The sequence below is a fragment of the Niallia sp. FSL R7-0271 genome (assembly GCF_038005785.1).
Taxonomy (GTDB): Bacteria; Bacillota; Bacilli; order Bacillales; family Cytobacillaceae; genus Niallia.
This window is the reverse complement of the sequence record NZ_JBBOTZ010000002.1, coordinates 1,281,362-1,306,564: the sequence shown is the minus strand read 5'-3', so window position 1 is coordinate 1,306,564 and position 25,203 is coordinate 1,281,362. Positions and strand designations below refer to the sequence as shown.

Here is a 25,203-nt window from a genome sequence, read left to right as displayed (position 1 = left end):
AAATGAAACGTTATGGAATTTTAAACAGTCACATTGCACAAGTTTTAGCTGACCTAGGTCATACCGATTATATTGTAATCGCAGATGCTGGTTTGCCAATTCCCGATGGTGTTAAAAAGATAGATTTAGCGATTAAGGCTGGTTTTCCAACATTTATTGATGTAGTGAATGCTGTTGAAGAGGATATGATTATCGAAAAAGTGATAATCGCCTCTGAAATAGAAGCAGGAAATCCAGAGCATGCTGACTACTTAAAGGGAAAATTCGCTGATGCTGAAATTGAAAACGTTTCCCATGAAGAATTTAAACAATTAACGAAACAAGCTAAAGCAGTCATCCGAACAGGTGAGATTACACCATATGCAAACTGTATTTTACAATCAGGCGTATTTTTTAAATAGATGAGGTGGTAATTATGCGAATTACAATGGAAAACATCCATAAAGCATTTGGAACCAATCAAGTTTTAACAGGTGTTGATTTCGATTTGCTAGATGGGGAAGTACATGCCCTAATGGGGGAAAATGGGGCAGGAAAATCAACGATGATGAACGTACTTACAGGACTCCATGCCCGTGATAACGGAAAAATCACAATTGATGGAGAAGAAATCTACTTTAAGAATCCAAAAGAAGCAGAGCAAAATGGAGTCACCTTTATCCATCAGGAATTAAATATTTGGCCTGATATGACAGTTCTTGAAAATTTATTTATTGGCAAGGAAAGAAAGAATTCTTTTGGTTTTTTAAAAACCGCCGAAATGAAAGCGTTATCAAAAAAGCAATTTGATAGATTAGCAGTATCCATTCCGTTAGATAAAGAAGCGGGAAGCTGTTCTGTTGGAGAACAGCAAATGATTGAAATCGCCAAGGCATTAATGACAGAAGCAAAAGTGATTATCATGGATGAACCTACTGCTGCACTGACAGAAAGAGAAATCAACAAACTGTTTGATGTGATTACTTCTTTAAAAAAGGAAGGGGTATCAATCGTGTACATTTCTCACCGAATGGAGGAGATTTTCTCGATCAGTGACAGAATTACCGTTATGCGTGATGGGAAAACCGTTGATACGAAGGCCATTCCAGAAACAAATTTCGATGAGGTTGTTAAAAAAATGGTTGGCAGGGAATTAACAGACCGGTTTCCTAACCGAGAGCCTCAACTGGGTGAAACGGTTCTACAAGTAAAGGGTTTAACAAAATCAGGACAATTTGAAGATATAAACTTTTCTGTTCGTGCTGGAGAAATAGTTGGGGTTTCAGGCTTAATGGGAGCTGGCCGAACCGAAATCATGCGAGCAATTTTTGGTCTTGATGGAATGGATGGCGGTGAAATTTGGCTGGAAGGTAAGAAAGTGAGTATTAAGACACCAGAACAGGCTGTAAAGTTAGGTATTGGTTTCATTACAGAGGATCGCAAGGATGAGGGGTTAATTCTTGATTTCTCCATAAGGGATAATATTGTGTTGCCAACGCTTGCAAGCTTCGCACCAAAAGGAATTATCCAGGAAAAAAATGAGACAGACTTTGTTAATATGCTTATCAAACGCTTGACAGTAAAAACGGAATCGAAAGACATTGCTGTTGGAAAGCTTTCAGGCGGAAATCAGCAAAAAGTCGTCATTGCCAAGTGGGTAGGAATTGGACCAAAGCTGCTCATATTGGATGAACCAACTAGAGGAGTCGACGTTGGGGCAAAGAGAGAAATTTATCAACTTATGAATGAATTAACAGAACGAGGTGTAGCAATTATCATGGTATCCTCAGAATTACCAGAGATTCTTGGCATGAGTGATCGAATCCTCGTCATTCATGAAGGAAAAATAAATGGAGAATTATTGAAACAAAATGCGACCCAAGAAAAAATTATGACATTGGCAACAGGAGGTCAATAAAATGAATCCTATTAATACAGTAACACAACCTAGCAAGACGAATATGATGAATGCAATTACACAAAAGTTAGGACCATTACTAGGTTTAATAATATTAGTTATTATTGTGTCCATTTTAAATCCTAGTTTTCTAGAACCATTGAATCTCTTAAATCTTTTAAGACAGGTTGCGATTAATGCACTTATTGCTTTTGGGATGACCTTTGTGATTTTAACTGGAGGAATTGATTTATCTGTCGGAGCTATTCTTGCTTTATCTAGTGCGTTGACAGCAGGGATGATGGTAGCTGGTGTAGATCCGATTGTGGCAATCTTAGTTGGCTGTATTCTTGGTGCTTTGATGGGAATGGTAAACGGACTATTTATAACAAAGGGAAAAATGGCTCCTTTTATTGCAACACTAGCAACAATGACGATTTTCAGAGGATTAACACTTGTTTATACTGGTGGAAATCCGATAACTGGTCTTGGTGATAACTACCTGTTTCAGTTATTTGGTCGTGGTTATTTCCTAGGTATACCTGTTCCAGCTATTACGATGATTCTTGCATTTGCTTTCTTATTCATTCTTCTACACAAAACCCCATTTGGTCGCAAAACATATGCGATTGGTGGAAATGAAAAAGCAGCTTTAATATCAGGTATTAAAGTACCAAAAGTAAAAATCATGATTTATAGTCTATCCGGAATGCTTGCAGCTTTGGCTGGTGCAATTCTTACTTCTCGCTTAAATTCAGCACAGCCTACAGCTGGCACTTCCTATGAACTTGATGCGATTGCAGCAGTTGTATTAGGTGGGACAAGCCTTTCAGGAGGAAAAGGAAGAATTTTCGGGACACTTATCGGTGCGTTAATCATCGGTACCTTAAATAACGGCTTGAATCTTCTTGGAGTTTCATCCTTTTACCAAATGGTAGTTAAAGGAATCGTTATATTAATTGCAGTATTACTTGATCGTAAAAAGTAGTATAGGGAGAGATCATGATGAAAAAATTAATCGTTTTATGTTTATCACTAACACTTATGCTTCTAAGTGCGTGTTCCATGCAACCGCCTAGCTGGGCAAAACCAGATAAAAAGAAGGATTTAGAAGATATTAAAATTGGCTTATCGGTTTCTACATTAAACAACCCATTCTTTGTTTCTTTAAGAGATGGTGTGGTTAAAGAAGCGAAAAGCTTAGGGATGGAAGTTATTATCGTCGATGCACAAAATGATTCTGCCAAACAAGTTAACGATGTGGAGGATTTAATTCAGCAAGGGGTAGATGCTTTGCTTATAAACCCAACCGATTCGGCATCTATTTCAACAGCAGTTCAATCAGCAAATAATATTGGCATACCAGTAGTTACTTTGGATCGTTCTGCAGATAAAGGAATAGTAGAAGCATTAGTAGCTTCAGATAATATAAAAGGTGGAGAAATGGCCGCAAACTATATGATAGAAAAGTTAGGAGAAAAAGCACAAGTTATTGAATTAGAAGGAGTTCCAGGGGCATCAGCTACAAGGGAAAGAGGTCAGGGCTTTCATAATATAGCAGATGAAAAATTGACTATCATTGCTAAACAGGCAGCAGATTTTGATCGGACAAAAGGATTAACTGTTATGGAGAATCTTCTGCAAGCAAACCCAGATGTTAAAGCAGTATTTGCTCATAACGATGAAATGGCATTAGGAGCAATCGAGGCAATTAATAGCTCTGGTAAGGATGTTATGGTCATTGGATTTGACGGAAATGACGACGCATTAAATGCGATTAAATCAGGAGACATGGAAGCGACAGTTGCTCAACAACCTGAGTTAATTGGTAAGCTTGCTGTGGATGCTGCAAGAGATGTTTTACAAGGTAAAAAGGTAGAGGAAATTATCGCTGCACCGCTTAAATTAGTTACAAAAGAAAATTAAATGAAAGAGAAGTAAAAAGGACTGGGGTGCCAGTCCTTTTTACTTGAACCATCCTTTTTCCTTAAATCTGGTGATGGCTTCTATGCGATTTTTAACTTCCAGTTTATCCAGTATCATGCTGATATAATTTCGCACTGTTCCTGTCTTAATGGATAGCTCTTGGGCAATTTCTTTTGTGTTTTTTCCATTTGCAACCAGCATAAGAACTTCTTTTTCCCGCTCTGTAAGGGGATTTTCTTCTTTGTATACATCATCAATTAATTCTGGTGCGTAAATTCTTTTTCCTTCCATCACACTGCGGATGCTTTTTGCCAAATCATCACTTGGACTATCCTTGAGCAAATAGGCTGATACGCCCGCTTTCAATGCACGCTGGAAATAGCCTGATCTGGCAAAGGTAGTTAAAATAATGACTTTGCATGGATGGCTCATGAGTTCTTCCGCTGCTTCCAAGCCTGTTTTGGCAGGCATCTCTATATCCATTATACAAATATCAGGATTTTTTTCCTTGACTAGCTGGATTGCTTCTTCCCCATTGTTTGCTTTGCCGACAACCGTGATATCATCTTCTAAATCAAGCAATGAACCCAATGCACCTAAAAGAAGGCGCTGGTCTTCGGCAATGACAATCCTGATCATAGTAAGTCCTCCCGTTCCATTATTTTTCCATCATGTGGAACAGATATATGTAATATCGTTCCTTCTTTAGCGGTAATCTCGATAGTACCGTTGATAAAATCCAATCTTTCTCTCATGCCTGCTAATCCGTTTCCTTTATGAGCATCTTCTTCCTTAAAAGGACTGGTGCCATTATCTTTGATTTTCATAATTGTTTCTTTTTTGTTTTGGCTGATGCTTATGTAGCAAGAGGTGGCATTGCTATGCCGAACTACATTAGTAACAGCTTCTTTTAAACACATACTCATAATGTTTTCTGCAATTGAAGAAATTTTAAGATTGGAAGCTATATCACTAATTAGGCTTATTTCGGCTGCTTCTAATATTTTTTTTACAAGGAGGAGCTCGTCTTTTAATTTTATACCGCGCATTTCAGAGACCATTTTTCTGACTTCATTTAATGCAGTTCTTGAAGTATGCTGAATATCTTTAAGCTCCAAGCGCGCTTGTTCTGGGTCCTTATAGACTAATTTTCTTGCTAAATCACTCTTTAAGCCGATAAGGGATAGCTTTTGACCAAGTGTATCATGAAGATCTCTTGCTATTCGCTGTCTTTCCTCTAGTTTAACTAAATTGGATATACGCTTATTCGCATCTTCCAGCTTTTCCTGCAGCTGGCCTCTCTCTTTGCGGTTATGGATGGTCAATGGCAATAAAATAACGCCAAACCAGATGATTAACACAAAGGGAAGCTGCTTTAACAGCAAGGGATCACCAATTATCACCTTGAAGTAAATGGCGAATGTTGTAACTGCCAGGTGTATAAAATATAAGATGAAATAAGGAATCTGTTTCTTTATATTTCCGATAAAATAGGAAAGGAAAAAAGAAAAATATACATAGCTGTATGCATAAATAGCAAAAGTGGATATCCCGATTAAAAGGGACGGCCATAAATATATCGTCCAACCTTTTGAAAGGTAAGCAAATCTGTAAAATAGAAAAAATAAAATAGTAAGGATAATACCAGATATCACATCAACTGCTGAAGAGGCGTGGAATATAAAATAAAAGGGCAAAATAGTAAGTAATGTCCAAATATAAGGAGAAATACCGGTGCTTTTTTTTAAAACCTCTAATCTTTTTATCATCAGTTTCTAACCTCATTATTTATTAGCTGTCATTCGTCCATTTTAACATAATATAGCAGCAATTAAATGGCATAAAACCTTATAATTGCTGCTCTTAAAGTTTGTTTGTATTATTGGATTTCTGATCCGGCAGACAAGTCAAGGGACTTCTTTTGTTTTTTCCATTCATGGAAACTGATAAACTTTTTGTCTTTTTCATCCCACAACCGGAATTTTAAAGAACGAAGACTGCTTGCCAGTGTGACAGTTGGCACATTTCTCAGGGGCTCGGTCTGGTTATGAACAAGCTCTAGATTGTAATTAGGAACCCTTGGACTTAAATGGTGCACATGATGATAGCCAATATTGCCAGTCAGCCATTGCATCCATTTAGGCAGGTGATAGTAGGAGCTTCCTTCTACAGCAGCCTTTACATAATCCCAATTTTCATCTTCCTCAAAGTAAGTATCTTCAAAAGTATGCTGCACATAAAATAACCAAACTCCAACAGAGCCAGAAATAAGAAAAATAGGCAGCTGTACAAGCAAGAAAGAGGACCAGCCAAGCGTACTGCCAAGGAGAATAACTAATAACACAATGGAAATATTAGTTGCGTACGTATTTAGCCGTTCTTTCCATCTAGCACCTTTACGGTTAAAGCGATTAGCTAAAAGGAATTCATAAATAGGTCCTAAGATAAACATAATGAATGGATTGCGATACAAACGATATTGTATCTTTACAAAAAAAGAGGCATTTTCATACTCATCAATCGTCATCATCCATAAATCACCGACACCACGCTTATCCAGGTTGCTGCTTGTTGCATGGTGAATAGAGTGGCTATGCTGCCATTTGCTGTAAGGAAATAAAGTCAGGATTCCTGTAATTGTCCCTAAAATCTTATTAGCCTTACGATTCTTAAAGAAAGAAAAGTGGCAGCAATCATGGAAAATGATAAAAATTCTTACCAAAAATCCTGCCGCAGCAATTGAAATGACAAAGGTTAAAATATAAGAAATACTCAAGCTTTTGTAGGCTAAGTACCAGAGTAAAACAAAGGGCAGAATAGTATTGGCAAGCTGCCAGATACTTGCTTTCATTGCGGATTTCTCAAAGGGCGCTACAGCCGTTCTCAATTGTTTTAAGTTTTTTATATTCATTATTAGATTCCCTTCTATTAATGGATATCTCCAGTATAATTATAAACCAAACATAATTGCAGACATACATGTCATATACGCTATATGACATTTGTCATATAGAAGGGTTTAGTAAGCTTTATGGTGAATAAGTTATCATCCAATCTAAAAGTTACGGCTGATAGAAGAAATTGAAGAAGAAGTAAATGAATTTGTTGAAGATTCTTATATATTAGCAATTTTTTCACTGATTAAGATAAGAATTAAACCAGTTATAAGTTAGACATTGAACTCATTATACTAATCAATACAAAAAAATAGCAGTTTTCAGATTATTAAATTTGTAAACTGCTATTTTTCACAGATATATTTTTAAGTTTATTTTTTAGGTTTAAGACCTATAAATAGAAGATAAACACCACAAAAGAAAGGGGCTATTGCTAAAAAATTTTTTTCTAAAGCTTGGGCAACACCCAGAAACAGTAGAAAAACACCTAGTACTAATGCTCTGACTTTGGGGATTTTCAAAGCTTAACCTCCTTTTATAAAATTTTTTTGATAAAGCTATAAGCAGTGAAAAGATAAGATGCTAAAACAAAAATTACTGTAATAAAAGAAACAGAAATAATCGGATGTTCTATTAAAATAGTAATCATTTTTAGCTTTAAGGATAATAATTTTCCTAACCCACTTGTCAAAATGAAAAATATTACAGTTACTGTTGTACTAGCAATTTGAAATCCAAACTTAAAGTAAAGTGGATAGAAAATAGAAGTTAAAATATAGGTTAAACTTAAAGAAAGTAATATTATTTTAATATCCAGGATAGAAGGTATGTTAATATCCACTATACTTTTTAAAATAATAAGAATTACTGTAGTAGATATATAGGCATTTAACCACCATAAAATAATTATTAAGTATTTTGCATTTATAACTGAAAGCCTACTAACAGGTAAACTTAATATAAGTTTGTATTGATTGTTTTCACTTTGACCTGTATTAAAGGTTGGATAGATTGTCATTAAAAAAGCAAAAAAGGCAACACACAAACTAAATACAAGAGAATTAAATATACTACCAATAGTTACAAAATAAACTACTAATATTATTGGTAAAAAAAAACATACTTTTTTTGGATATAAATATCCTTTATAATCAAGTTCAGCATGTAATCCCTGCTTTCTAAATTAAGTTTATTGTTTCACTAGATAGTAGATTATTTCTTCGAGTGTAGGTTTTTGGATGGTTAGTTCGGTGTTTAATTTAAATTTATTAATTTCCTTACTTTCGAAAAATGCCTGAAATGCTAGTTCTGTTTCTTTCAACGAAATGGGGTTTGCAGATTTGACCAACTCTATAAGTTTTTTCGGTCCATTTATTAATGAATATTTTTCTAGTAATTCATTAGTTTTTTTACAAAAAATAATTTTCCCATCAAGAATGAATGTAATATAATCAGCAACTTGTTCTAAATCAGTAGTAATATGTGTAGAAAAGAATATGGATGTATCTGTTTCCTGAATAACCTTTAATAATATATCCAAGAGTTCTTTTCTAAAGACTGGATCAAGGCCAGTAGTCGGTTCGTCCATAATGATAAGTTCCGCATGATGAGATAACGCTATAGCGAGTGCAAATTTCATTTTTGTTCCCTTTGATAAGTGTTTTACTGATTTTTTTAGTGGAACCCCAAACTCATGGATATATTGATGGAAAATATCATCATTCCAATGCTCATAAAATCTCGAAATAATATTTTTGTTTTTTTTCACACTTAAATCTTCAAAGTACACATCCTGATCATAGACAAACCCGATACGTTGCTTTAACTTTTTCAATTCCTTGCTTGTATCAATTTCAAAAAGCTTAATACTGCCGCTATCAATGTGGATTAAATCCATGATACATCGGATAGTAGTACTTTTCCCTGCACCGTTTGGCCCAACAAAACCCATAATAGTACCTTTGTTTAAAGTAAAACTAATTTCTTGCAAAGAAAAGTCCATTAAATTTTTACTCACTTTATTTAATTCTAAAACACTTTTCATTTTTGTCCTCCTTATAACACTGGAATCGCAATACCAGAAAGGGTAATAACTCTTTTTAACATTACAGAACAAAAAACGGGTCTTTTTCAGTTTGTACTCAAAGATCATTAAGTTCTAAATCTATTACTTTATTTACGAAATTAAGTCCTTCTTTTTGATGGGATATAGTTATCAATCTTGACCATTAATTAAGATGTGACCGGCTGTAGGTGAATTCAAACCTGTTAATAAATTTTATGAACGTGCTTTTACCGGAACCATTTATTCCTCTTAGTAGAACTTTGTCTCCTCCTGAAATTTCAGAAGTGAAACTGTTTAAAATCAACTCATTCTGTGTGTTATATGTAAAACTGACTTCATTTAAACTGAACCGGTTCATATAAAGTTTATCGAATTTTTTGAAGAAATATGTCGAAATTTGTCTAAAATTAATAAGTGTCATAATATGTACATATTTACCTTGTTTTTCCAAGTTTTGCACAATTTATACCTGCGTTACTCTAGTGTTAATTGACTAGGTCTAATACTTTAATAAAATTTTTATACTGATTTCGAGGTAACCCAAAAATTTTTTTGAATTTATTATAAATAATAAATGGTCAAGTGAATATGAATGGTTTTTTGTTTAATCGCGAAGTTGAGTAGTCAATTAGAAAAAGTGGATAAGATTATAGCCATCTGTATTACTTCCTATGAAAATACAAGGAGTCCTTCCATTAGAGCCTTATTATGGCGTGCAAAATTCACACACCCTTCAAGAAACTTAAGGATACATTTAAAGTATTTTTCAGTTAAAGGAAATGGGTTTACAGGCAAGTGCAGTACCTTTATTGGCATCTTTTGAATCTACGAGAGAAAATTACGATAAAAATGACTCAAGCTCTCTACTAAAGGTAGGTTCATTTTATAATTAGTACGTTAGGTAAGAAGTATGTAATACAATAATAAACTAATAAAAAGCAATAATTATTTATTGTAATACGATAAAATATATGGTAAATTCATTTTGTGAATTATTATAGCGAGGTGTTTTTAAATGAAACGAGGTTCCACTTCCTTTTTAAAGTTAGCTGTTTTTCTTTTAGGGATTCCAGTCTTAGCTCTAGGGATTTTAGGTTTAACTTGGTTGCCTTCACATACTGCAAATCCAGACTATGCTGAAGCTTTATATCCTATAGTTACTATAATGTATGCATCAGCAGCACCTTATTTTTATGCGTTGTTTCAAGCATTCCGACTTTTAAATTATATTGATCATAACCATGCATTTTCTGAAGAATCAGTGGTTGCTTTGAAATGGATAAAATACTGTGCCATTTCAATTAGTTGCTTGTATGTTATTATGCTGCCATTCGTATTTTTTGTAGCACAACTAGACGATGCTCCCGGACTTGTCCTTTTTGGTATGGTTCCTATTTTTGCAGCAATCGTCGTTGCAGTGTTTGCTGCTGTCCTTCAAAAGCTACTAAAAGAGGCAATTGTAATTAAAGATGAAAACGAGCATACGATTTGAGGTGTATAACATGGCAATTGTAATAAATATAGATGTGATGTTAGCGAAACGAAAAATGAGCGTGACAGAGCTCTCGGAGAAAGTCGGCATCACCATGGCGAACCTCTCCATCTTGAAAAACGGGAAAGCAAAAGCAATACGGATTGCTACTTTGGAAGCAATTTGTAAGGCTCTGGATTGCCAACCTGGAGACATTTTAGAGTACCGGCCAGATGATATTTAAAATTATATAGAGGTGAAAGTATGAAAGTCGTTGAGGAAAAAAGGGAGCATAGCTGCAATGGCAATCATGAGAATCCTCCGTTAGGATTGCAATTCATCTTCGATGGTTGTAGATTCTCCATTAAAGAAATGGATGATGTAAACAATATGATTATATGTGTATCAAAAACACAAGGAGTTACCTATTTTGGTTTTAAGGAACTAGAAGACTATTTAGATGAGGGCAAAGCGGCTTTTGTAATTGATAGGGAATAGGCTTAAGGCAAAGGGGACTATTGCTTATACTTGTTGAGGAGGGCTTTAGTTGTTAGCAACGTTAATAAGTGAAATCTGTTTTTATTTTTTTCATAAATTATTGCTAGTTAATACTTACTAGACTTGTTGAGAAGTATAAAAAAGGATTACTGTGCTGAATAAATAAAACCATTTAAAAAAATATAAAAGTACTATATAATCATTTGTGGGATAATATGGTTTTATATACTAAATTTAGAAATAGGTTCCCTTGGAATCTATTTCTTTTTAATTACGTGAATATTTAGGAGCGGGCAATGAAGAAATACATACTTAATTATTATTTATGGATTTTTATTTTATATTTGTGCTGTATGAAATTCATTCCATATCTGGTGTTATATTCGTTTTACTGGATGGGTGTTGGAATTGAGTCGACTGCTTTTGATGGATATATGGAAGTTAATAAACCAATTCAGTACTATATTACTTTTTTTAAACTACTAGCAATACTTTTTTGCATAATAGTTCTATATAGATGGTCAGGCTTGTTCGTTAAAAGACAGCTAGAAATTAAATGGGCTGATTTAGGATGGGCTATATTGTTGCTGTTTCTAAAAATTTATTCTTCCAGCACTGTTAATAGGGCTGCTTTTTCTATTAGGAAAAGATCCAGACTTCACAGTTCCTAAAAATCAACAGAAAGCAGAAGAGTTTATACAAATGACTGGCCTTTCTGTCATTACTATTATAATTTTGGCTCCAATTATCGAAGAATTCTTTTTTAGAAAGATTATTGTTGGGCATTTATTTTTTAGGCATAAATATATAGGTGTTATCGTAAGCGGACTTCTATTTGGGGGCGTACATGTTATAGCAGGTTTCACCTTGCAGGCTTTTATTGCTTATACGGTGATGAGCTTGTTGTTTGGATTCGTTTACGTTAAGACAGGAAGATTGGAAACTTCTATAATTGCACATGGTGTAAATAATCTTATTGCATTATTAAAATTGATTTAGTGAAGGGGAATCACATGATAGGATCGACAGCAGTAGTATTAGTAATAGGGATAATAATGTTAGTAAAAGGTTTATGGAAAAAGCAAAAACGATGGATTGGACTTTCTCTCATACCTTTAGCAATGGTATTAATAGGAATTCTAACCCTATAGAATAATAGGTTCTACTTTAAAAACTTGGAGGTAAACAATGTCTGTTGAAAATAGGTTAATTCAAGGGGAGAGTGAGTTTTTCTATGAACCTTTTTATATTCCTTATTTCTTAGTAGCTTTAGGGCTATTATATATACTGATTGTTTTTATCAGTTTCGTAAAAGTGAAGTATAATTGGATAGGAAAAAGCTTGCTGGGAATTTCTATTTTTACGTATTTGTTAGTTGGTGCGTACATGATGGGATCTGGTTATTATTCTGACGGCTATAATTCTGATATATACATATTTTCAGGGTTTGGTTTTCTTGAGCTGAACCTGTTGGCGTATCCATACATTTTCCTTGCCCTTGCTGCAGGGATAGGGAAAAAGGGTAATTAGGACAATTGTCTTTTCAGGATGGACGGTATATAATTGTTATGTTTTTATATCTATTAATCTAGAAAGAAGCGTTTTTAAGTTGAAAAATCTGTTTGTTTTCTTTTCGATTCTTTTTATTATCTTCTCAAATGGCGATCATCCTAAGGGAGGATACAAGGAAGAACGGAAGCCTCGATCTAAAGAGGAAACAACCCTATGATGTGAGAAACGGAAGAGCAATGCTCTTCCGTTTTTTCATTAATGAACCAATGTTAATACAAATCCGTCATATCCTTTTTCTCCTACTGTCTGGATACCAACAGAATCAACTCGTTCATCTTCTGCAAGGATGTCGATAAATTTCCTGACTCCAATTACTTTTTCATCGGAGCTGTTCTTATTTATCACTTCTCCGTCGCGAACCACATTATCGGAAACAATCACTGCGCCTTTTGCAGCCAATTGGATTGCCCATTTTATATAGTGGGGATTATTCGGTTTGTCTGCATCGATGAAAATAAAATCAAACTCACCGAAGCCTGTGTTTTGTAATGTAGGCAATGTGTTTAGTGCGTCACCTTCAATAATAGTAACTTTATCTGTTAATCCTGCTGAGTTTATATTTTCTTGAGCTGTTGTTACATGGTTGGGGTCTGTTTCTAGGGTGACTAGTTTGCCGTCTTGGGGGAGTGTGCGGGCCAGCCAAATGGTGCTGTAGCCGCCGAGAGTGCCGATTTCTAAAATGTTTTTGGCTCCTTTAAGCTGTGCGAGCATGGCGAGAAATTTTCCTTGTGTTGGAGTGACATCAATTTCGGGAAGTCCATTCTTTTGATTATTGTCTCTAACATACTCCAATTCTTTACTTTCTGGCTGAAGCCGCTCCGTAAAATAGTGGTCAACGGAACTCCAAGTTTTATCAATTTTCATTGTAACCAACTCCTTTTGGATTATATATCCATTGTAAGTTATAATTTTACATAAATAAAATATATGTTTTTTATATTTATATAAATAAAACTTATAAGGAGGAGTTAAAATGAACCTTCACGGATTAAGGCTGTTTCATCATGTAGCTAGTGTTGGCAGCTTTACTAAAGCTGCTGAAATTCTGCGGATCAGTCAGCCAGCTGTTTCTAGCCAAATAAAGCAATTTGAAAGTGAACTAGGAATTCCTTTGTTTCATAAGAATGGAAAAAAGTTTACGATAACCCCGTTTGGAGAAACGTTAGCGCAAAAAGCAGCATTGTTTTTTGCTCATGAAAAACAACTAGAACAATTTGTGCAAGACTATAAAACAGCGAAAAAAGGACGGCTTCACATTGCTGCAACCTATCTGCCTGCTAACTTCTTAATCCCGCAATGGGCAGCAGCATTCAAAGCAGATAATGAAGAGGTAGAGATTAGCATTACGACGAGAAATTCACAGGATGCTTTTGATGAATTGATTCATTATAAGGCGGATATGGCCATGTATGCAGGCGGAAGGGAAGAGCAAATGGAGGAAGTAGAGTGGCGGGAGCTTTTTCAGGATGAGATTTGGTTCGTCGTTTCCCCGCAGCATAGGCTTGCGAACTGTACGGTATCACTTGAGGATGTTATGAAAGAGCCTTTTATCATGAGAGAAGCAGGGAGCTCAACAAGGGAAAGACTCTTTTCCTTATGTCAAACACATCGGGTAACGCCGCCAAAAATTGCTTTGCAGTTTACAGGCTTAAATGAGGCTGTCCGTTCTGTTATGACAGGCTATGGCGTTAACTTTGTGTCCTCGCTAGTTGTTAAGGAGTATGTGAAGACAGGACAGCTTGCGAGGGTGTTTGTTGAAGTAGCGTCAATAAAGAATATTATTGCCATTTGTACACGCAAAGGCGAGAATCTTCCTCCCGTAGTAAAGGAATTTATTCGCATATGTATGGAAAGCAGCAAGCACAATGATGCAAAAAAATAGATGTAGGTATGAAGAGACGCGAAGAAAGTCTCAATTTAAAATAGGGACAAGCAGTAGTGAATAGCCAGGGAAGGGAACTGGCAATACTGTAAACAAAGCTAATAACCCCTCCAAAACACAAATCCCAATAAAATTTGCAGCACTCCTAAAAAGCCTAATAAAGTTCAAATAGAATAGGAATATTTTCGCCAATTAATTAATATATTTAATTCTGATAAGGATATTATGTGGTTTTTCCTTTTTGTGGTATTGAAAGGGGGGATGTGTTGCAGGAAAAAATAAAGCTTAGCCCGAGTCGTCTATTCGCACTTACGCCAAGGAAACTTTAGGACACTCTTCGTTGTCACGGAGGTGATTTAAACATGAAGAAGGTGCTTCTGTCCATTTCTAATTTTCTCTACGGCGGGTTTGTATTGACTGCCATGTTTGAAAATTTTAAGCGGATTCGCGATGGGTTTGTAGACGGAACTGTTTCATTCTCCAAAACGCCAATTTTGGATATGGTTCAATTCTTAATGGACGACTGGGCATACAAGTGGTTAGCAATCTGGGCTGTTGTTGGGCTTATCCTTTATTTTCTGCACGCCAATACAGAAAGAAAGAAAAAAGCCGAAGCCGCAGACAAGGAACGCTTATTTCGTTGGTTAGACGAATACCGAAATAAACAAAATAAAAAAAGCAAATAACCAATTATTTCTTTAACGCACATTCGCGCCAACGAATGTGCTTTGCTTTTTATATACTATGATACTCTTAATAAAAAATGACTGATTAAACTCAATAAGTTCAAGCATAGATTTTGCTTGTCTAAAGTAAAGCATAACTTATCAAAAGGGCTCTGAACAAGCGATATAGTTAGTTTTCCCAAGCTGAACAAAGAATATTCAGCTCGGAATCTTTAAAAAAATCTTTGAAAATATGAATCTAGAATTTTTTTATATCCATATATTGGATGTAAATGCTAAAATGGTAAGTACAGATTAAAATAATATTCGTTTGGGAGGGAGTTTATGCCATAGTAATGTTAACAAAGCTAGTATTTATTACGAACTTGTTGAAGTGGCATTCCTTTTTTATGATTCATGGATTTCTCCAGATTATTAACGCATAGAAGGGTTTACGAAGCCTGTATTCGCGCGCAAACAGACGGGTGGGTGTCATCCTTTGCTTGCTTGGGACTGGAGTTAACAATTGCATAATATGAAATCAATTGTTCTGAGGAAATGCTTGTTACGGTTTTAGTATCTGAGAGGAAGCTTTGTAAAACTGGATCCCAGCAGGACATTATTTACAAAAAACCTATACGGAAATTTTCACAAGTATTATCGAGAATATGGCTTAATAAAATGAGGGAATCCCAGGAAGGAGTTTAAATACAATGGATAAACAAGAATATAAAAGATTGGCAGCTGAACAAGAAGATTGGGCACCAGGGTGGGATGCTATTGATGCTGTATTTGAGAACCTGTATCCCAATCAGGAACCCTCGCATTTTGGTACAGACCTGCACGCAAGAGCGATTTTTGGCGGTGATCAATATTTGGACGGTTATAGTATTTACGAATCGTCTCATGGATACAAACATATCGTTACATACGGCATGACAGAGCTGTATACAGACACAGAGGCCTTTGGAGGGGAGTGGAGTAAATGGGGCTATGAAATGACGATGAAATTAAACGAAGACACTCTTGATGATTGTATGTGGTCACTTGATATGCTCTCCAATCTAGCTCGCTATACATTTACACAACAGCGTTTTTTTGAACCGCTCCAATATATTGCTGGGAATGGAACTTCCATTCATATCGGAGTAGAATCCGATATTACAGCATTATTAGTCGTACAAGACACAGAAGCGGTTGGGATGGACACTGTTCATGGCAGGGTGGATTTTCTTCAATTGGTGGGAATAACTGAAAAAGAATTAGAGGTACTGAAAGAGGATCATGCGAGAGCAGCTGAGCTTGTTGCAAAAATGAAGCGAGACAATCCCCACTTAGTAACAGATATGAAAAGGAAGCACTCTTATTTATGATAACAAGCTGTCTAACAGGCAGCTTGTTTCTGATGAAAGAGGAAAAAATTTCAAGAAGTCCTTTATAAAATAGTGAAAGCTGATATAATGGCATTATAACGGAGGAAGCTTTTTGTTAATATATTTTGTGAAATAAATCACATAAACTAGAGGTAGTGTTATGAAACATAAACCAATATATGTAGAGCTTCCAATTAAAGCCGACCTAAAAGAGGTATGGAAGAAAACACAAACACCTGAACTGCATGAGCAATGGGATATTCGGTTTTCTTCCATTTCATATTTGCCGAAAGATACCGAAGAAGAACCGCAGTTCTTTCTATATGAAAGGAATATTGGCTTTGGTGTAAAAGTGGCAGGGTGGGGAAAAAGCGTTGGGGATCATAATAAACAGGACGGTACAAGAACATCCTCCCTTCATTTTGGTACAAACCAAAAAATTTCTCCCATTAAGGAAGGAAAGGGATACTGGCAATACCTACCCACCGATGAAGGGATGATATTCTTAACACAATATGATTATGAAATACGTCAAAAAGGACTGTTTGGAAGGATGGTTGATTTCTTTTTTCGACCGCTAATTGGCTGGGGGACTGCCTTAAGTTTTGACGTATTAAAGCGGTGGCTCGAAAAGGGAGAATTGCCAAGGCTCCAATACTTACGGTTTTGCTGCAGTGCACTCATTACAGCACTATTCTTTCTAGTTTGGGTTTATCAAGGTCTAGTGCCAAAGCTATTAGCGATGCATTCTGCAGAGCTGACAATACTATCCCACTTAACTTCTATCGAAGGAGAAAAGGTTCGACTGCTATTGCGGCTCATTGGAGCTGCTGAAATAATGTTTGGTGTAGTTTGGCTAGTATACCGCAAAAAGACTGTATTGCATGCACTTCAATTAATTATTTTCCCTATATTAACAATGTCTGCAGTGATTGCAGACCCGTCGATTATGACACATCCCTTTAACCCGCTAACATTTAACTTGAGTCTGTGGATTTTATCATTTGTAGGTTTTCAGCTTGGAAAAGATTTGCCGACAGCTGCTAACTGTATCCGTACTAGAAGGAAGGGTTAGTCAATGATTTATAAAGAAATTTTAGGTGAAGAGTTCAACAGGCTGCATCCAAAACTGCAAGAACGCTATTCGATTTCACTACAACATCCGTTTCATGGCAGGGGAACAATGCTGTCCATCATCAGCGGAAAAAGCTGGCTCAAGCCCTTTTTAAAATTGGCCGTGCGTTGGAAGTTTCTTTTCCCAGAAGAGGGAAGCAATATTCCATTTACGATACGAAACACTGCAAAACAGCTTCCAAATGGAGAACAAGAAATCTATTGGGAGCGGACCTTTTATTTTCAACATGTTACTAGACAATTTAACGCGTTTATGACGATTGATGCAAAACGAAGGATTGTAAAAGATTATTTAGGAGAACCGAACTTGTTTTACTCTGATTTAAAATTCATTGTTACCCAAGAGGGGAGCTTACAGATTCAATCTGGAGCTCAGCGCCTTCTGCTTGGAAAATGGGAAATTCCTATACCTAAGCTTTTTGAAGGAAAAGTAACGGTTATGGAGGGGTATGATGATATCAACGACGTTTATACGATTCAAGTTCGTATCCACAATCCGATTATAGGAAGGTTGATGGCTTATGAAGGCGGGTTCACATCTGAACAGCTCTAACACTTTAATAGTTGGTGGAGTTATTTTATTTCTGACAAACTGTTTTTTGACAACTGAGCCGTATATTTTGTTATTGACTGCAGCACAGCAAATCCTTGTACCAATGACACTTCAGTTGATAATGGAACTAAACAAGAAGCAGATTATTTTTATCTGGACAGGGCTTTTTTCTGTACTTTTACTGCAAGTTATCACTATACATACTGGACAAATGATATTATCTATAATTTACTTACTATTTACGCTTACAGTAGCATTGTCAGGTCTACGTCGTTTTTTAAAACGCGGTTTTGTAAACTGGGCGGAGATTTCAATTGATATAGGAATGATGTATCTGTTTATGGGGGGAATTTGGTTTTTCATTCATATAAACGGGATTAATACTGGTTTTAGTCACATGCTCAACTGGCTGACAGCAATACACTTTCATTATTCTGCATTTATACTGCCAGTATCGATCGGTTTATTTGGCCGAATTCATACATCCAAACTTTATAATATCCTCGTGCCGATAATATTAGCTGCACCTATGTTAGTAGCTGTCGGTATTACGTTTTGGCCGCTGCTTGAATTTATATCTGTTATTTTCTATATTTTTGGCATTTATGGATTAATTTATTTAGCGATGAAAACAAAATTCCCTGCCTTTCTGCAAGGATTACTCATTCGTATTTCTTATAGCTCACTTGGTGTTACTATTCTATTTTCTCTTATCTATTCAGTAGGGCGAGCCTTTGGAAAGTGGTATGTGACATTGGATTTTATGCTCATTTTTCATGGTTTAGTGAACTGCCTGTTATTTGGACTGCTAGGAATAATTGGCTGGGCAATTCACCTGCCGAAAACGAAACAGCCTGCTTGGAGCTTTCCAGTCAGCAACATAAGGGGACAATTAACCCCAGAAAATACAGCCAAGTCTGGGCTCGTCGATGATTTAAGCATGTTTGTGGACATAAGAAGATTACCGCCGATGATTGTTGATTTTTATGAGCATACAGACAAATACCGGTTGTTTGCGGCAGTCCATTGGGCAGGCTGGTTCAAGCCGCTACTATTAATCTATAAGCCTGTCAGTAGATTAATTCAGCAGTTAAATCTTCCTGTATCGAAACAAGTAGTGGAAATGAATGGGACAATTCTAAGCGTAAATGAAGCTTTAGATGGCAGAAACTCTCCGAGGGCATGGATACGTAAAGTCAATGGCCGTACTGTTTTCACTGCTATATACTCCAGCCATAAAACGCAAGGAAGAGCCTATATGAATATAGCGCTCCCTCTTCCGTTCTCAACCATGATAGGCATATTAAAGCTCGATTGCATTACAGACACTCTTGAGTTATCAAGCACAGGGGGCGAAGATCCGGGTATATATTTGGCAATTGGTACATGGCTGTTTAGGCTACCGCTATCTGAAACCTTTGTAATTGAACAAACAACAAAAAGAGAACTTACAGCGATTCATAAAATGAAGCTGTTTGGTGTTCCTTTTTTGAAAATCGATTATCGGATTATAACGAGAGATGAAGCTAAACAAATAAACTAGTTAAAGAGGCTAAAACTACTAGCCTCTTTTTTATATGCTTTTAAAAAGCTTGTCATCTTACAAGAATTTCTTAGTTGACAGCAAATGAATAATACCATAAAATGATGAAATACTTTATTAAAAGTACTCAAATTTGAGTACTTCAATTTTTATAAGGGGATGTAATCTATGAAATTTAAGCAATTTTTAAAAACAAGGGGAGCAATTGCCGCAATATTCATGGGGATTTTCTATGCGATTGCGATGCTTGGTATCTTTTTGCCAGGGTATTCAGCAATCCCAGGAAATGTAGATAAATTGCCGATTGCTATTGTTAATGAAGATGCCGGCGAATATGGAGCACAGATTGCAAGTCAGCTAGAGGAAAATCTGCCATTTAAAGAAATTGAAACAGACTTGTCTAACAGTCAGGCATTAGAGGACTTAGAGAAAAATGACTTAGCATTAGTTGTTCATATACCAGAAACATTCTCTGCTGATTTACAAAAAGGGGAAGTTTCATCAAGCATTGATTTCACAATTAATGAAGCAGGAGCAACAACTGTATCGTCAACGATGAACTCAGTAGTTACTCAAATCAATAATCAACTAAGCACACAATTCTCTCAGCAAACAGCTCAAGGAGTACTAATGAACTTTAATGTTCCAGAAGACCAGGCAGCAGAATTAGCGAATAAAATCGAAACAGCTTATACAGGGAATGTTGTCTCGATAAATGAAATTCCAGACGGGATGAACAATAATATGCTGCCGATGTTTTTAACAATGGCAGGCTATGTTGGGGCAATGATTGGTGCGATGCAGCTTGTAGCTGCTTTTAAAGCGAGCCGTGGTAAAGCAAGCAAAACGAGGTTATTTGCTTATGTAGAATTTACTGCATTATTAATTGCCGTAGTTTCTTCACTAGTCGCAGCAGGAATCGCTTATTTAGTGAACCAGCCTAGCGGTGACTTATTCTTTGGTTTATTAGGACAACAAATTTTAAACTATATGGTTTGCTTCAACTTCACAGCGATTTTAATTTTCTTAGTAGGAGAAGGCGGGATGATTCTCAACTTGCCAATTCTTTTAGTCCAAACACTAGCAAATGGTGCCACAATACCACGTGACATGATGTACTTGCCATATGAATGGATGAGTCATATTTCACCAATGTATTACTCTGTGCAGGCATACTTTGCAAATATGTATGGAAGCATCAGTCCAAGTCCATATATTTGGTCAATGGCAGTAATTGGGGCAGCAGCAATGCTAATTAATATTGCTATCGTCGCATTTGTTCACAAACCTGTACCACTTGAAGCTCAAGAAACAGAAGCAGCATCAAAAAATGGGGCTGAAATTACAGCTTAATTTTGCTAGAATAAGGATAATTAGCCTTTAAGGAGCTTAAATAATGTCCATTCAAATATTTATCTTAAGCAGATTGATGGAGGGTAATAATTATCCTTATAAAATCAAAAAACAGCTGTCAGCACCTATTCCCCTTGATCAGCTTGTCGGATTGACAGAAAGCAAGCTTTACTATCATTTCGAATCGCTGGTTAAGCAAGGATTAATTGAGATAGTTGAAATTATTAAAGAGGAACACAGACCAGATAAACAAGTCTTCGGTATTACAGATAAAGGTCGGGAAGAATTGCCGAAGAAAATTTACAAGCTCTTTGAAAATGCCGATGCCATTACCGATATGCTTGTAGGTTTATCGAATTTGAAATACGTTGAACGAGATAAAATCATTTCGATTTTAGAAAAGAAGCTCGTCAGCTTCACAACGCGCTGGGAAGAAATTAAGACATTTGATAATGTCGACTTCTACCCAGATAAAGAAAAACTGTTGAATTTTATCAGCGGGTATTACTCAACAAGAACAGAACATACCATTCATTGGATGGAAGAGCTTATAAACAGGTTAAAGAATAAGGAAATATAAGAGTACAAGCCGGAATTTGATTCTGGCTTGTTTTTTTGTTGGCTGTGTTCTCACTGATAAATGGAACTAGTGTTAGAGTTTTTAAGAAAAATGGAGATAACTGCAAGAATAAAGAAAGGAATAGCAGTGATTCCGTATGCAGCACCTTCAAAGCCTCTTATACACTTAAAGCCGATGAAGAACAAAATAATGGATAGAACAGCTCCTATAATACCGATGATATAGCTGCTGATGATTTGTCATTTTTTCTCAATATTGAATCAGTAAAATAGATGATTGAACCTAAAACAATTCCTATAATCATTGGAATAAATAACATCATAGTTTTGACCCCTCTGTAGTAATTTGTTATTTAATTATTATAATTAATTTAGAATTTATTGGTATTTTTATTTATCTTATAGAAGGTCTACCAATAATCATAAAAAAGGCTTGCCCGATTTTCGAGCAAGCGACTAGTATAACAATTCTACACCTAATTTTCTTGCTAAATTAAGATATTCTAAGGTAGGTTGATGATTAGTAATTACGCACTCAAAAGAAGACCAATCGGAAAATTTGTAAGCATGTTTTTTTTCGAATTTTGTATAATCAACTAATAATAAACATTGTTCCGCTAAATTCATCACTTTTTTCTTGAACAAAGCTTGGGCAAAGTTTGCTTCATAAACACCGGTTAGGTCAATGCCGGTGGAGCTTAAAATACATAAATCGATGTGGAAAAGTTCAAGAAAGGAATTACCATAATCACCGACAACGCTTTCTGCATCCTTAATAGCTTCCCCGCCAATCATATAAATTTTAGTATCTTGTTGACAAACATGTAATAACTCATAGGCAATTTTTAATCCATTTGTGATTATGACACCGTTAGACAGATTTGCTAAATAAGGTAAAAGGGCTTTAGCTGTTGAACTTGCGTCAATAAACAGGCTCATTCCTGGACCAATAAATGTACTGGCAATTTCAGCGATATGTTCCTTTTCTAAAATCATGACATTTTCACGATATCGTGTAGAAATGACATGGTTTTTTTCAACTTCTAATACTACTCCGCCCCGGTATCTGCGGATTAATCCCTCTTTCTCTAATAACAATAATTCCCGTCTGAGCGTGGAAGGGGAACAGAATAATTCTTTTTGAAGGTTGGAATTTTCCATTTTTTTGTGTTTTTTTAACAAAGACAAAATATGATCTCTTCGCAATTCCTTCATCATTCTGTTCGCTCCTTAATAAAAGTTGATTTTTTTCAATTTTAGCACAAATTTATTTATTGTTGTCCGTATGTTTTAAAACGTTCTGCCATGTTTGCCATCTCTTCTTCCGGCATAATGGTTGGTGTTCCAGCGCTGGAGGCAACTAGATGGACTTTTGAACAATATTCCAGTTCTTCTAACACAGTATAAGCTTCAAGCATTGTTTTTCCGCCAGTTAACACACCATGGTTTGCTAAAAGGACTGCTTTTCGATCCTTCATCGCTTCAAATGCATTTTTTGCAAGTTCCTCTGTTCCAAAAGAGGCATATTCGGCGCATTGGACATCTTTACCTGCAACAGCAATCATATAATGTGAAGCTGGTAATGGTTGTCTCAAAACAGCAAGTGCGGTGGAATAAACTGTATGTGCATGAATAATACAATCAATGTCTTCACGGTTTTTATATATAATACCATGCATTTGCCACTCACTTGACGGAAGCTTTGTTCCCGCTAGAATTTCCCCGTCACAATTCATAACGACAATGTCATTTATGGTTATCTCATTAAATGGAATGCCTGATGGAGTAATCAACATGACTTGTTTTTCACGGATGTAAGCACTTAGATTTCCTCCTGTCCCAAGTGTGTAGTTATCCTTGATTAATTTGTTCCCATACTCTATAAGCTGTTGTTTCTGTAAAGAATACATAATTTTCCTTCTCTCTTTCATTATTTATAAAATGGACCATAAGTTTGGCAAGCTAAAAAATCTGCTGACTCTAGATCTTTTGTTCCAAAACTAGAAAAAGCATGCGGGCGGAATATTTTATCTTTAGGTATATTGTGTAAGGAAACAGGAATTCTTAACATACTTGCCAATGTCAATAACTCTGTACCAATATGTCCATGAACACTTGCTCCATGGTTGCTTCCCCAATGATTCATCATCGTATAGACATCTTCAAATCCAGCTTCTCCTAGATTTGGTGCAAACCAAAGCGTTGGCCAAGTTTGATCTGTCCGCTTATTTAAAATTTCATGTACTTCTTCGGGAAGCTCACAAGAATAGCCTTCAGCGATTTGCAGGGTAGGACCGACACCGTCTACGATATTGATACGAATTAGTGTCAATGGAAGTTCTGCTTGTAAGTGATATTGGCTAGAGAATCCGCCGCCTCTGAAATATTCATAGTTAGCACGGCACCATTTTGTTTTATTTAAACAAGCGCTAATATCTTGCTCAGTCATACGCCAAAATTCTTTCATGGTTGCTTCGTCAAATTCATCCAAACTGCCACCACTACCATCAAGTGCACTGGCCCCGGAATTCAGCAAATGAATTAAACCATTTTTCGCTTTTCCTTCCAATGTGTAACCAGTTATACGTTTAACAGAATTAGGGCTCCAGTATGTTCGCACATCAGAGAAAATAGGAGCTTTATTCGTCAATAATGTTCCAAAAAGCATGGCAGCCGCATTACAGGTATCATTTTCTGTTGCGAAGGCAATTGGCTGCTTAGGACCGTTCCAGTCAAAGCTGCTAGTTAAAATAGATTCCAAGAAATCACCATTTGGTAACCAATCCGTCCACTGACGCTGTCCTTGAAATCCTCCAGCTATTGCATTTCGTCCTTTGGCTTCTTCCTTCCAGCCCAATTCCTTCAGTTTTGGATTACCAAATAAAATGTCACGAACAATCAGTGTTTGTTTTGCAATAAAATCCCATTGTTTATCATCAGAAATATAGCGAGATTTCACAATAATGTCTGGGAACTCTTTGCCGGTATTAATGTCAATTCCTTCATGGCAATTATTTTCAATCCATGAGCGAAGTTTTGTATATTCTTCACGATCATAAATCTCTAAATGAATCCGACGTAGTAATTCTGTCATGTCTACGTATTCAATATGCATACCTAAATATTCTTCAAAAAATGATTGATTGATTTGACTACCTGCAATACCCATTGAAGAAGAGCCAATATTAATATACGCTTTATTTTTCATTTCGCCAGCTGCAATACCAGCACGAGCAAAGAGTAATATTTTTTCTTTCACATCTTCAGGAATAGCTGTATCATCGTTGTCTTTGACATCTTTTCCATAAATTTTATAAGCTGGTATTCCTTTTTGAGCGTAAGCGCTCATTGCAGCAGCTAAGTAAACAGCACCGGGACGTTCCGTTCCATTAAAGCCCCAGATAGCTTTAAATGTGTTTGGACGTAAATCTAATGTTTCCGTTCCATAACACCAACATGGGGTTACGGTCAGTGTTGCAACAACATCTTTTCGTGCAAATTCATCATCAACTAAACTAGCGTCCGCATAACCGCCGATTGTCAGATTGGGCAAAATACACTCTACAGGAGTACCATCCATATAAAATAGAGAAGTTTCTATCAGTTTTTTTGCCTGTAGAGCAATATTCATCGTTTGTTTTTTTAAAGACTCTCGTACTCCACCTTGTCTGCCATCAATAGTAGGGCGAATACCGATTTTAGGATAATCCATGGTTTTTCTCCTTAAGTTAATTTGTTTTGATAGTCTATAACCTACGTCTATTCCGTTGTTTACCGAAAATAGGATAGGTCAGTAGCTATTGAATGTTGTATTAG

At 36.1% G+C, this 25,203-nt stretch carries 27 protein-coding genes; 17 read left to right on the top strand and 10 right to left on the bottom strand.

Annotation, left to right across the window (positions count from 1 at the left end):
- The first annotated feature begins 2 nt into the window (after positions 1–2).
- The 4 genes from rbsD to rbsB are packed head-to-tail and all read left to right on the top strand — an operon-like array spanning position 3 to position 3,802.
- Positions 3–401 carry a D-ribose pyranase gene (gene rbsD, locus MKX82_RS26610; RefSeq protein WP_233314986.1) on the top strand — a complete coding sequence of 133 codons (399 nt, stop codon included), beginning with the start codon at positions 3–5 and terminating at the stop codon, positions 399–401.
- Positions 402–415: 14 nt separating this feature from the next.
- Entirely contained in the window at positions 416–1,897 is a 1,482-nt protein-coding gene (locus MKX82_RS26605; RefSeq protein WP_341081372.1) for a sugar ABC transporter ATP-binding protein, read from the top strand.
- A gap of 1 nt (position 1,898) precedes the next feature.
- On the top strand, positions 1,899–2,864 hold the full coding sequence (gene rbsC, locus MKX82_RS26600) for a ribose ABC transporter permease RbsC (RefSeq protein ID WP_396953833.1): 966 nt from the start codon (positions 1,899–1,901) through the stop codon (positions 2,862–2,864).
- Positions 2,865–2,881: 17 nt separating this feature from the next.
- On the top strand, positions 2,882–3,802 hold the full coding sequence (gene rbsB / locus MKX82_RS26595) for a ribose ABC transporter substrate-binding protein RbsB (RefSeq protein WP_341081652.1): 921 nt from the start codon (positions 2,882–2,884) through the stop codon (positions 3,800–3,802).
- A gap of 39 nt (positions 3,803–3,841) precedes the next feature.
- Here the strand turns inward: rbsB and MKX82_RS26590 are convergent, their stop codons facing one another.
- The 6 genes from MKX82_RS26590 to MKX82_RS26565 form a co-directional block, all read right to left on the bottom strand.
- Positions 3,842–4,441, bottom strand: a complete 600-nt coding sequence (locus tag MKX82_RS26590) for a response regulator transcription factor (RefSeq protein WP_233314988.1) — start codon at positions 4,439–4,441, stop codon at positions 3,842–3,844.
- Complete coding sequence (locus tag MKX82_RS26585) at positions 4,438–5,571, bottom strand: sensor histidine kinase (RefSeq protein ID WP_233314989.1); 1,134 nt, start codon at positions 5,569–5,571, stop codon at positions 4,438–4,440. Before MKX82_RS26585 ends, MKX82_RS26590 begins: the two co-directional genes overlap by 4 nt.
- 110 nt (positions 5,572–5,681) lie before the next feature.
- On the bottom strand, positions 5,682–6,713 hold the full coding sequence (locus MKX82_RS26580) for a fatty acid desaturase (RefSeq protein WP_282581466.1): 1,032 nt from the start codon (positions 6,711–6,713) through the stop codon (positions 5,682–5,684).
- Positions 6,714–7,070: 357 nt separating this feature from the next.
- Positions 7,071–7,220, bottom strand: coding sequence for a hypothetical protein (locus MKX82_RS26575; protein ID WP_341081368.1), 150 nt, complete (start codon positions 7,218–7,220; stop codon positions 7,071–7,073).
- 14 nt (positions 7,221–7,234) lie between these two features.
- Positions 7,235–7,768, bottom strand: coding sequence for an ABC-2 transporter permease (locus MKX82_RS26570; protein ID WP_341081650.1), 534 nt, complete (start codon positions 7,766–7,768; stop codon positions 7,235–7,237).
- Positions 7,769–7,888: 120 nt separating this feature from the next.
- Positions 7,889–8,743 carry an ABC transporter ATP-binding protein gene (locus MKX82_RS26565; RefSeq protein WP_341081365.1) on the bottom strand — a complete coding sequence of 285 codons (855 nt, stop codon included), beginning with the start codon at positions 8,741–8,743 and terminating at the stop codon, positions 7,889–7,891.
- Positions 8,744–9,779: 1,036 nt separating this feature from the next.
- On the opposite strand from MKX82_RS26565, the gene MKX82_RS26560 reads away from it, so the two are divergent.
- The 5 genes from MKX82_RS26560 to MKX82_RS26540 all read left to right on the top strand — a co-directional run bounded on the left by MKX82_RS26560 (position 9,780) and on the right by MKX82_RS26540 (position 12,263).
- Positions 9,780–10,256, top strand: coding sequence for a DUF2975 domain-containing protein (locus MKX82_RS26560; protein ID WP_341081363.1), 477 nt, complete (start codon positions 9,780–9,782; stop codon positions 10,254–10,256).
- A 10-nt stretch (positions 10,257–10,266) separates the two neighbouring features.
- Entirely contained in the window at positions 10,267–10,479 is a 213-nt protein-coding gene (locus tag MKX82_RS26555) for a helix-turn-helix domain-containing protein (protein ID WP_237942998.1), read from the top strand.
- A 20-nt stretch (positions 10,480–10,499) separates the two neighbouring features.
- Positions 10,500–10,733 (top strand): hypothetical protein, encoded by a 234-nt coding sequence (locus MKX82_RS26550; RefSeq protein WP_251647451.1) that lies wholly within the window; start codon positions 10,500–10,502, stop codon positions 10,731–10,733.
- Between the two features lie 702 nt (positions 10,734–11,435).
- Positions 11,436–11,732: a CPBP family intramembrane glutamic endopeptidase gene (locus MKX82_RS26545; RefSeq protein ID WP_341081360.1), complete on the top strand. Its 297-nt coding sequence runs from the start codon at positions 11,436–11,438 to the stop codon at positions 11,730–11,732.
- A 189-nt stretch (positions 11,733–11,921) separates the two neighbouring features.
- Complete coding sequence (locus MKX82_RS26540; RefSeq protein ID WP_237942992.1) at positions 11,922–12,263, top strand: hypothetical protein; 342 nt, start codon at positions 11,922–11,924, stop codon at positions 12,261–12,263.
- A 237-nt stretch (positions 12,264–12,500) separates the two neighbouring features.
- Here MKX82_RS26540 and MKX82_RS26535 read toward each other — a convergent pair whose 3' ends face one another.
- Positions 12,501–13,169, bottom strand: a complete 669-nt coding sequence (locus MKX82_RS26535; protein WP_237942990.1) for an O-methyltransferase — start codon at positions 13,167–13,169, stop codon at positions 12,501–12,503.
- A 109-nt stretch (positions 13,170–13,278) separates the two neighbouring features.
- Between MKX82_RS26535 and MKX82_RS26530 the strand changes: the two genes are divergently transcribed.
- From MKX82_RS26530 to MKX82_RS26495, 8 genes are all read left to right on the top strand, one after another.
- Positions 13,279–14,187 (top strand): LysR family transcriptional regulator, encoded by a 909-nt coding sequence (locus tag MKX82_RS26530; protein WP_341081357.1) that lies wholly within the window; start codon positions 13,279–13,281, stop codon positions 14,185–14,187.
- A gap of 362 nt (positions 14,188–14,549) precedes the next feature.
- Positions 14,550–14,873, top strand: coding sequence for a hypothetical protein (locus MKX82_RS26525; protein ID WP_233314998.1), 324 nt, complete (start codon positions 14,550–14,552; stop codon positions 14,871–14,873).
- A 692-nt stretch (positions 14,874–15,565) separates the two neighbouring features.
- Complete coding sequence (locus tag MKX82_RS26520; RefSeq protein WP_251647461.1) at positions 15,566–16,225, top strand: suppressor of fused domain protein; 660 nt, start codon at positions 15,566–15,568, stop codon at positions 16,223–16,225.
- A 160-nt stretch (positions 16,226–16,385) separates the two neighbouring features.
- Positions 16,386–17,300: a DoxX-like family protein gene (locus tag MKX82_RS26515; protein WP_341081355.1), complete on the top strand. Its 915-nt coding sequence runs from the start codon at positions 16,386–16,388 to the stop codon at positions 17,298–17,300.
- Positions 17,301–17,303: 3 nt separating this feature from the next.
- Positions 17,304–17,912, top strand: coding sequence for a DUF4166 domain-containing protein (locus MKX82_RS26510; RefSeq protein WP_233315001.1), 609 nt, complete (start codon positions 17,304–17,306; stop codon positions 17,910–17,912).
- A complete protein-coding gene (locus MKX82_RS26505; protein WP_341081354.1) occupies positions 17,881–19,455 on the top strand; it encodes a YndJ family protein in 1,575 nt (524 codons plus the stop codon). The genes MKX82_RS26510 and MKX82_RS26505 overlap by 32 nt, the downstream gene beginning before the upstream one ends.
- A gap of 168 nt (positions 19,456–19,623) precedes the next feature.
- Entirely contained in the window at positions 19,624–20,808 is a 1,185-nt protein-coding gene (locus tag MKX82_RS26500) for a YhgE/Pip domain-containing protein (RefSeq protein ID WP_341081353.1), read from the top strand.
- 43 nt (positions 20,809–20,851) lie between these two features.
- A complete protein-coding gene (locus MKX82_RS26495; RefSeq protein ID WP_341081352.1) occupies positions 20,852–21,388 on the top strand; it encodes a PadR family transcriptional regulator in 537 nt (178 codons plus the stop codon).
- 455 nt (positions 21,389–21,843) lie between these two features.
- On the opposite strand, the gene MKX82_RS26490 is transcribed toward MKX82_RS26495, so the two are convergent.
- From MKX82_RS26490 to MKX82_RS26480, 3 genes are read right to left on the bottom strand one after another with little or no spacing between them, the layout of a single operon-like run.
- A complete protein-coding gene (locus MKX82_RS26490) occupies positions 21,844–22,605 on the bottom strand; it encodes a DeoR/GlpR family DNA-binding transcription regulator (protein WP_341081351.1) in 762 nt (253 codons plus the stop codon).
- 53 nt (positions 22,606–22,658) lie between these two features.
- Entirely contained in the window at positions 22,659–23,297 is a 639-nt protein-coding gene (locus MKX82_RS26485; protein WP_341081350.1) for an L-fuculose-phosphate aldolase, read from the bottom strand.
- Between the two features lie 20 nt (positions 23,298–23,317).
- Positions 23,318–25,099: an L-fucose isomerase gene (locus MKX82_RS26480; protein ID WP_341081348.1), complete on the bottom strand. Its 1,782-nt coding sequence runs from the start codon at positions 25,097–25,099 to the stop codon at positions 23,318–23,320.
- Positions 25,100–25,203: the final 104 nt, after the last annotated feature.

Excerpts from the sequence above, each read along its gene's own strand:
- MKX82_RS26555 (WP_237942998.1), top strand. The coding sequence starts at position 10,267 with ATGGCAATTGTAATAAATATAGATGTGATGTTAGCGAAACGAAAAATG.
- MKX82_RS26585 (WP_233314989.1), bottom strand. The coding sequence starts at position 5,571 with ATGATAAAAAGATTAGAGGTTTTAAAAAAAAGCACCGGTATTTCTCCT.
- MKX82_RS26590 (WP_233314988.1), bottom strand. The coding sequence starts at position 4,441 with ATGATCAGGATTGTCATTGCCGAAGACCAGCGCCTTCTTTTAGGTGCA.
- MKX82_RS26530 (WP_341081357.1), top strand. The coding sequence starts at position 13,279 with ATGAACCTTCACGGATTAAGGCTGTTTCATCATGTAGCTAGTGTTGGC.
- MKX82_RS26500 (WP_341081353.1), top strand. The coding sequence starts at position 19,624 with ATGAAATTTAAGCAATTTTTAAAAACAAGGGGAGCAATTGCCGCAATA.
- MKX82_RS26490 (WP_341081351.1), bottom strand. The coding sequence starts at position 22,605 with ATGATGAAGGAATTGCGAAGAGATCATATTTTGTCTTTGTTAAAAAAA.
- MKX82_RS26525 (WP_233314998.1), top strand. The coding sequence starts at position 14,550 with ATGAAGAAGGTGCTTCTGTCCATTTCTAATTTTCTCTACGGCGGGTTT.
- MKX82_RS26550 (WP_251647451.1), top strand. The coding sequence starts at position 10,500 with ATGAAAGTCGTTGAGGAAAAAAGGGAGCATAGCTGCAATGGCAATCAT.
- MKX82_RS26535 (WP_237942990.1), bottom strand. The coding sequence starts at position 13,169 with ATGAAAATTGATAAAACTTGGAGTTCCGTTGACCACTATTTTACGGAG.
- MKX82_RS26560 (WP_341081363.1), top strand. The coding sequence starts at position 9,780 with ATGAAACGAGGTTCCACTTCCTTTTTAAAGTTAGCTGTTTTTCTTTTA.
- MKX82_RS26540 (WP_237942992.1), top strand. The coding sequence starts at position 11,922 with ATGTCTGTTGAAAATAGGTTAATTCAAGGGGAGAGTGAGTTTTTCTAT.
- MKX82_RS26580 (WP_282581466.1), bottom strand. The coding sequence starts at position 6,713 with ATGAATATAAAAAACTTAAAACAATTGAGAACGGCTGTAGCGCCCTTT.
- MKX82_RS26520 (WP_251647461.1), top strand. The coding sequence starts at position 15,566 with ATGGATAAACAAGAATATAAAAGATTGGCAGCTGAACAAGAAGATTGG.
- MKX82_RS26545 (WP_341081360.1), top strand. The coding sequence starts at position 11,436 with ATGACTGGCCTTTCTGTCATTACTATTATAATTTTGGCTCCAATTATC.
- rbsD (WP_233314986.1), top strand. The coding sequence starts at position 3 with ATGAAACGTTATGGAATTTTAAACAGTCACATTGCACAAGTTTTAGCT.
- MKX82_RS26510 (WP_233315001.1), top strand. The coding sequence starts at position 17,304 with ATGATTTATAAAGAAATTTTAGGTGAAGAGTTCAACAGGCTGCATCCA.
- MKX82_RS26515 (WP_341081355.1), top strand. The coding sequence starts at position 16,386 with ATGAAACATAAACCAATATATGTAGAGCTTCCAATTAAAGCCGACCTA.
- MKX82_RS26495 (WP_341081352.1), top strand. The coding sequence starts at position 20,852 with ATGTCCATTCAAATATTTATCTTAAGCAGATTGATGGAGGGTAATAAT.
- rbsC (WP_396953833.1), top strand. The coding sequence starts at position 1,899 with ATGAATCCTATTAATACAGTAACACAACCTAGCAAGACGAATATGATG.
- MKX82_RS26485 (WP_341081350.1), bottom strand. The coding sequence starts at position 23,297 with ATGTATTCTTTACAGAAACAACAGCTTATAGAGTATGGGAACAAATTA.
- MKX82_RS26565 (WP_341081365.1), bottom strand. The coding sequence starts at position 8,743 with ATGAAAAGTGTTTTAGAATTAAATAAAGTGAGTAAAAATTTAATGGAC.
- MKX82_RS26505 (WP_341081354.1), top strand. The coding sequence starts at position 17,881 with ATGAAGGCGGGTTCACATCTGAACAGCTCTAACACTTTAATAGTTGGT.
- rbsB (WP_341081652.1), top strand. The coding sequence starts at position 2,882 with ATGAAAAAATTAATCGTTTTATGTTTATCACTAACACTTATGCTTCTA.
- MKX82_RS26480 (WP_341081348.1), bottom strand. The coding sequence starts at position 25,099 with ATGGATTATCCTAAAATCGGTATTCGCCCTACTATTGATGGCAGACAA.
- MKX82_RS26605 (WP_341081372.1), top strand. The coding sequence starts at position 416 with ATGCGAATTACAATGGAAAACATCCATAAAGCATTTGGAACCAATCAA.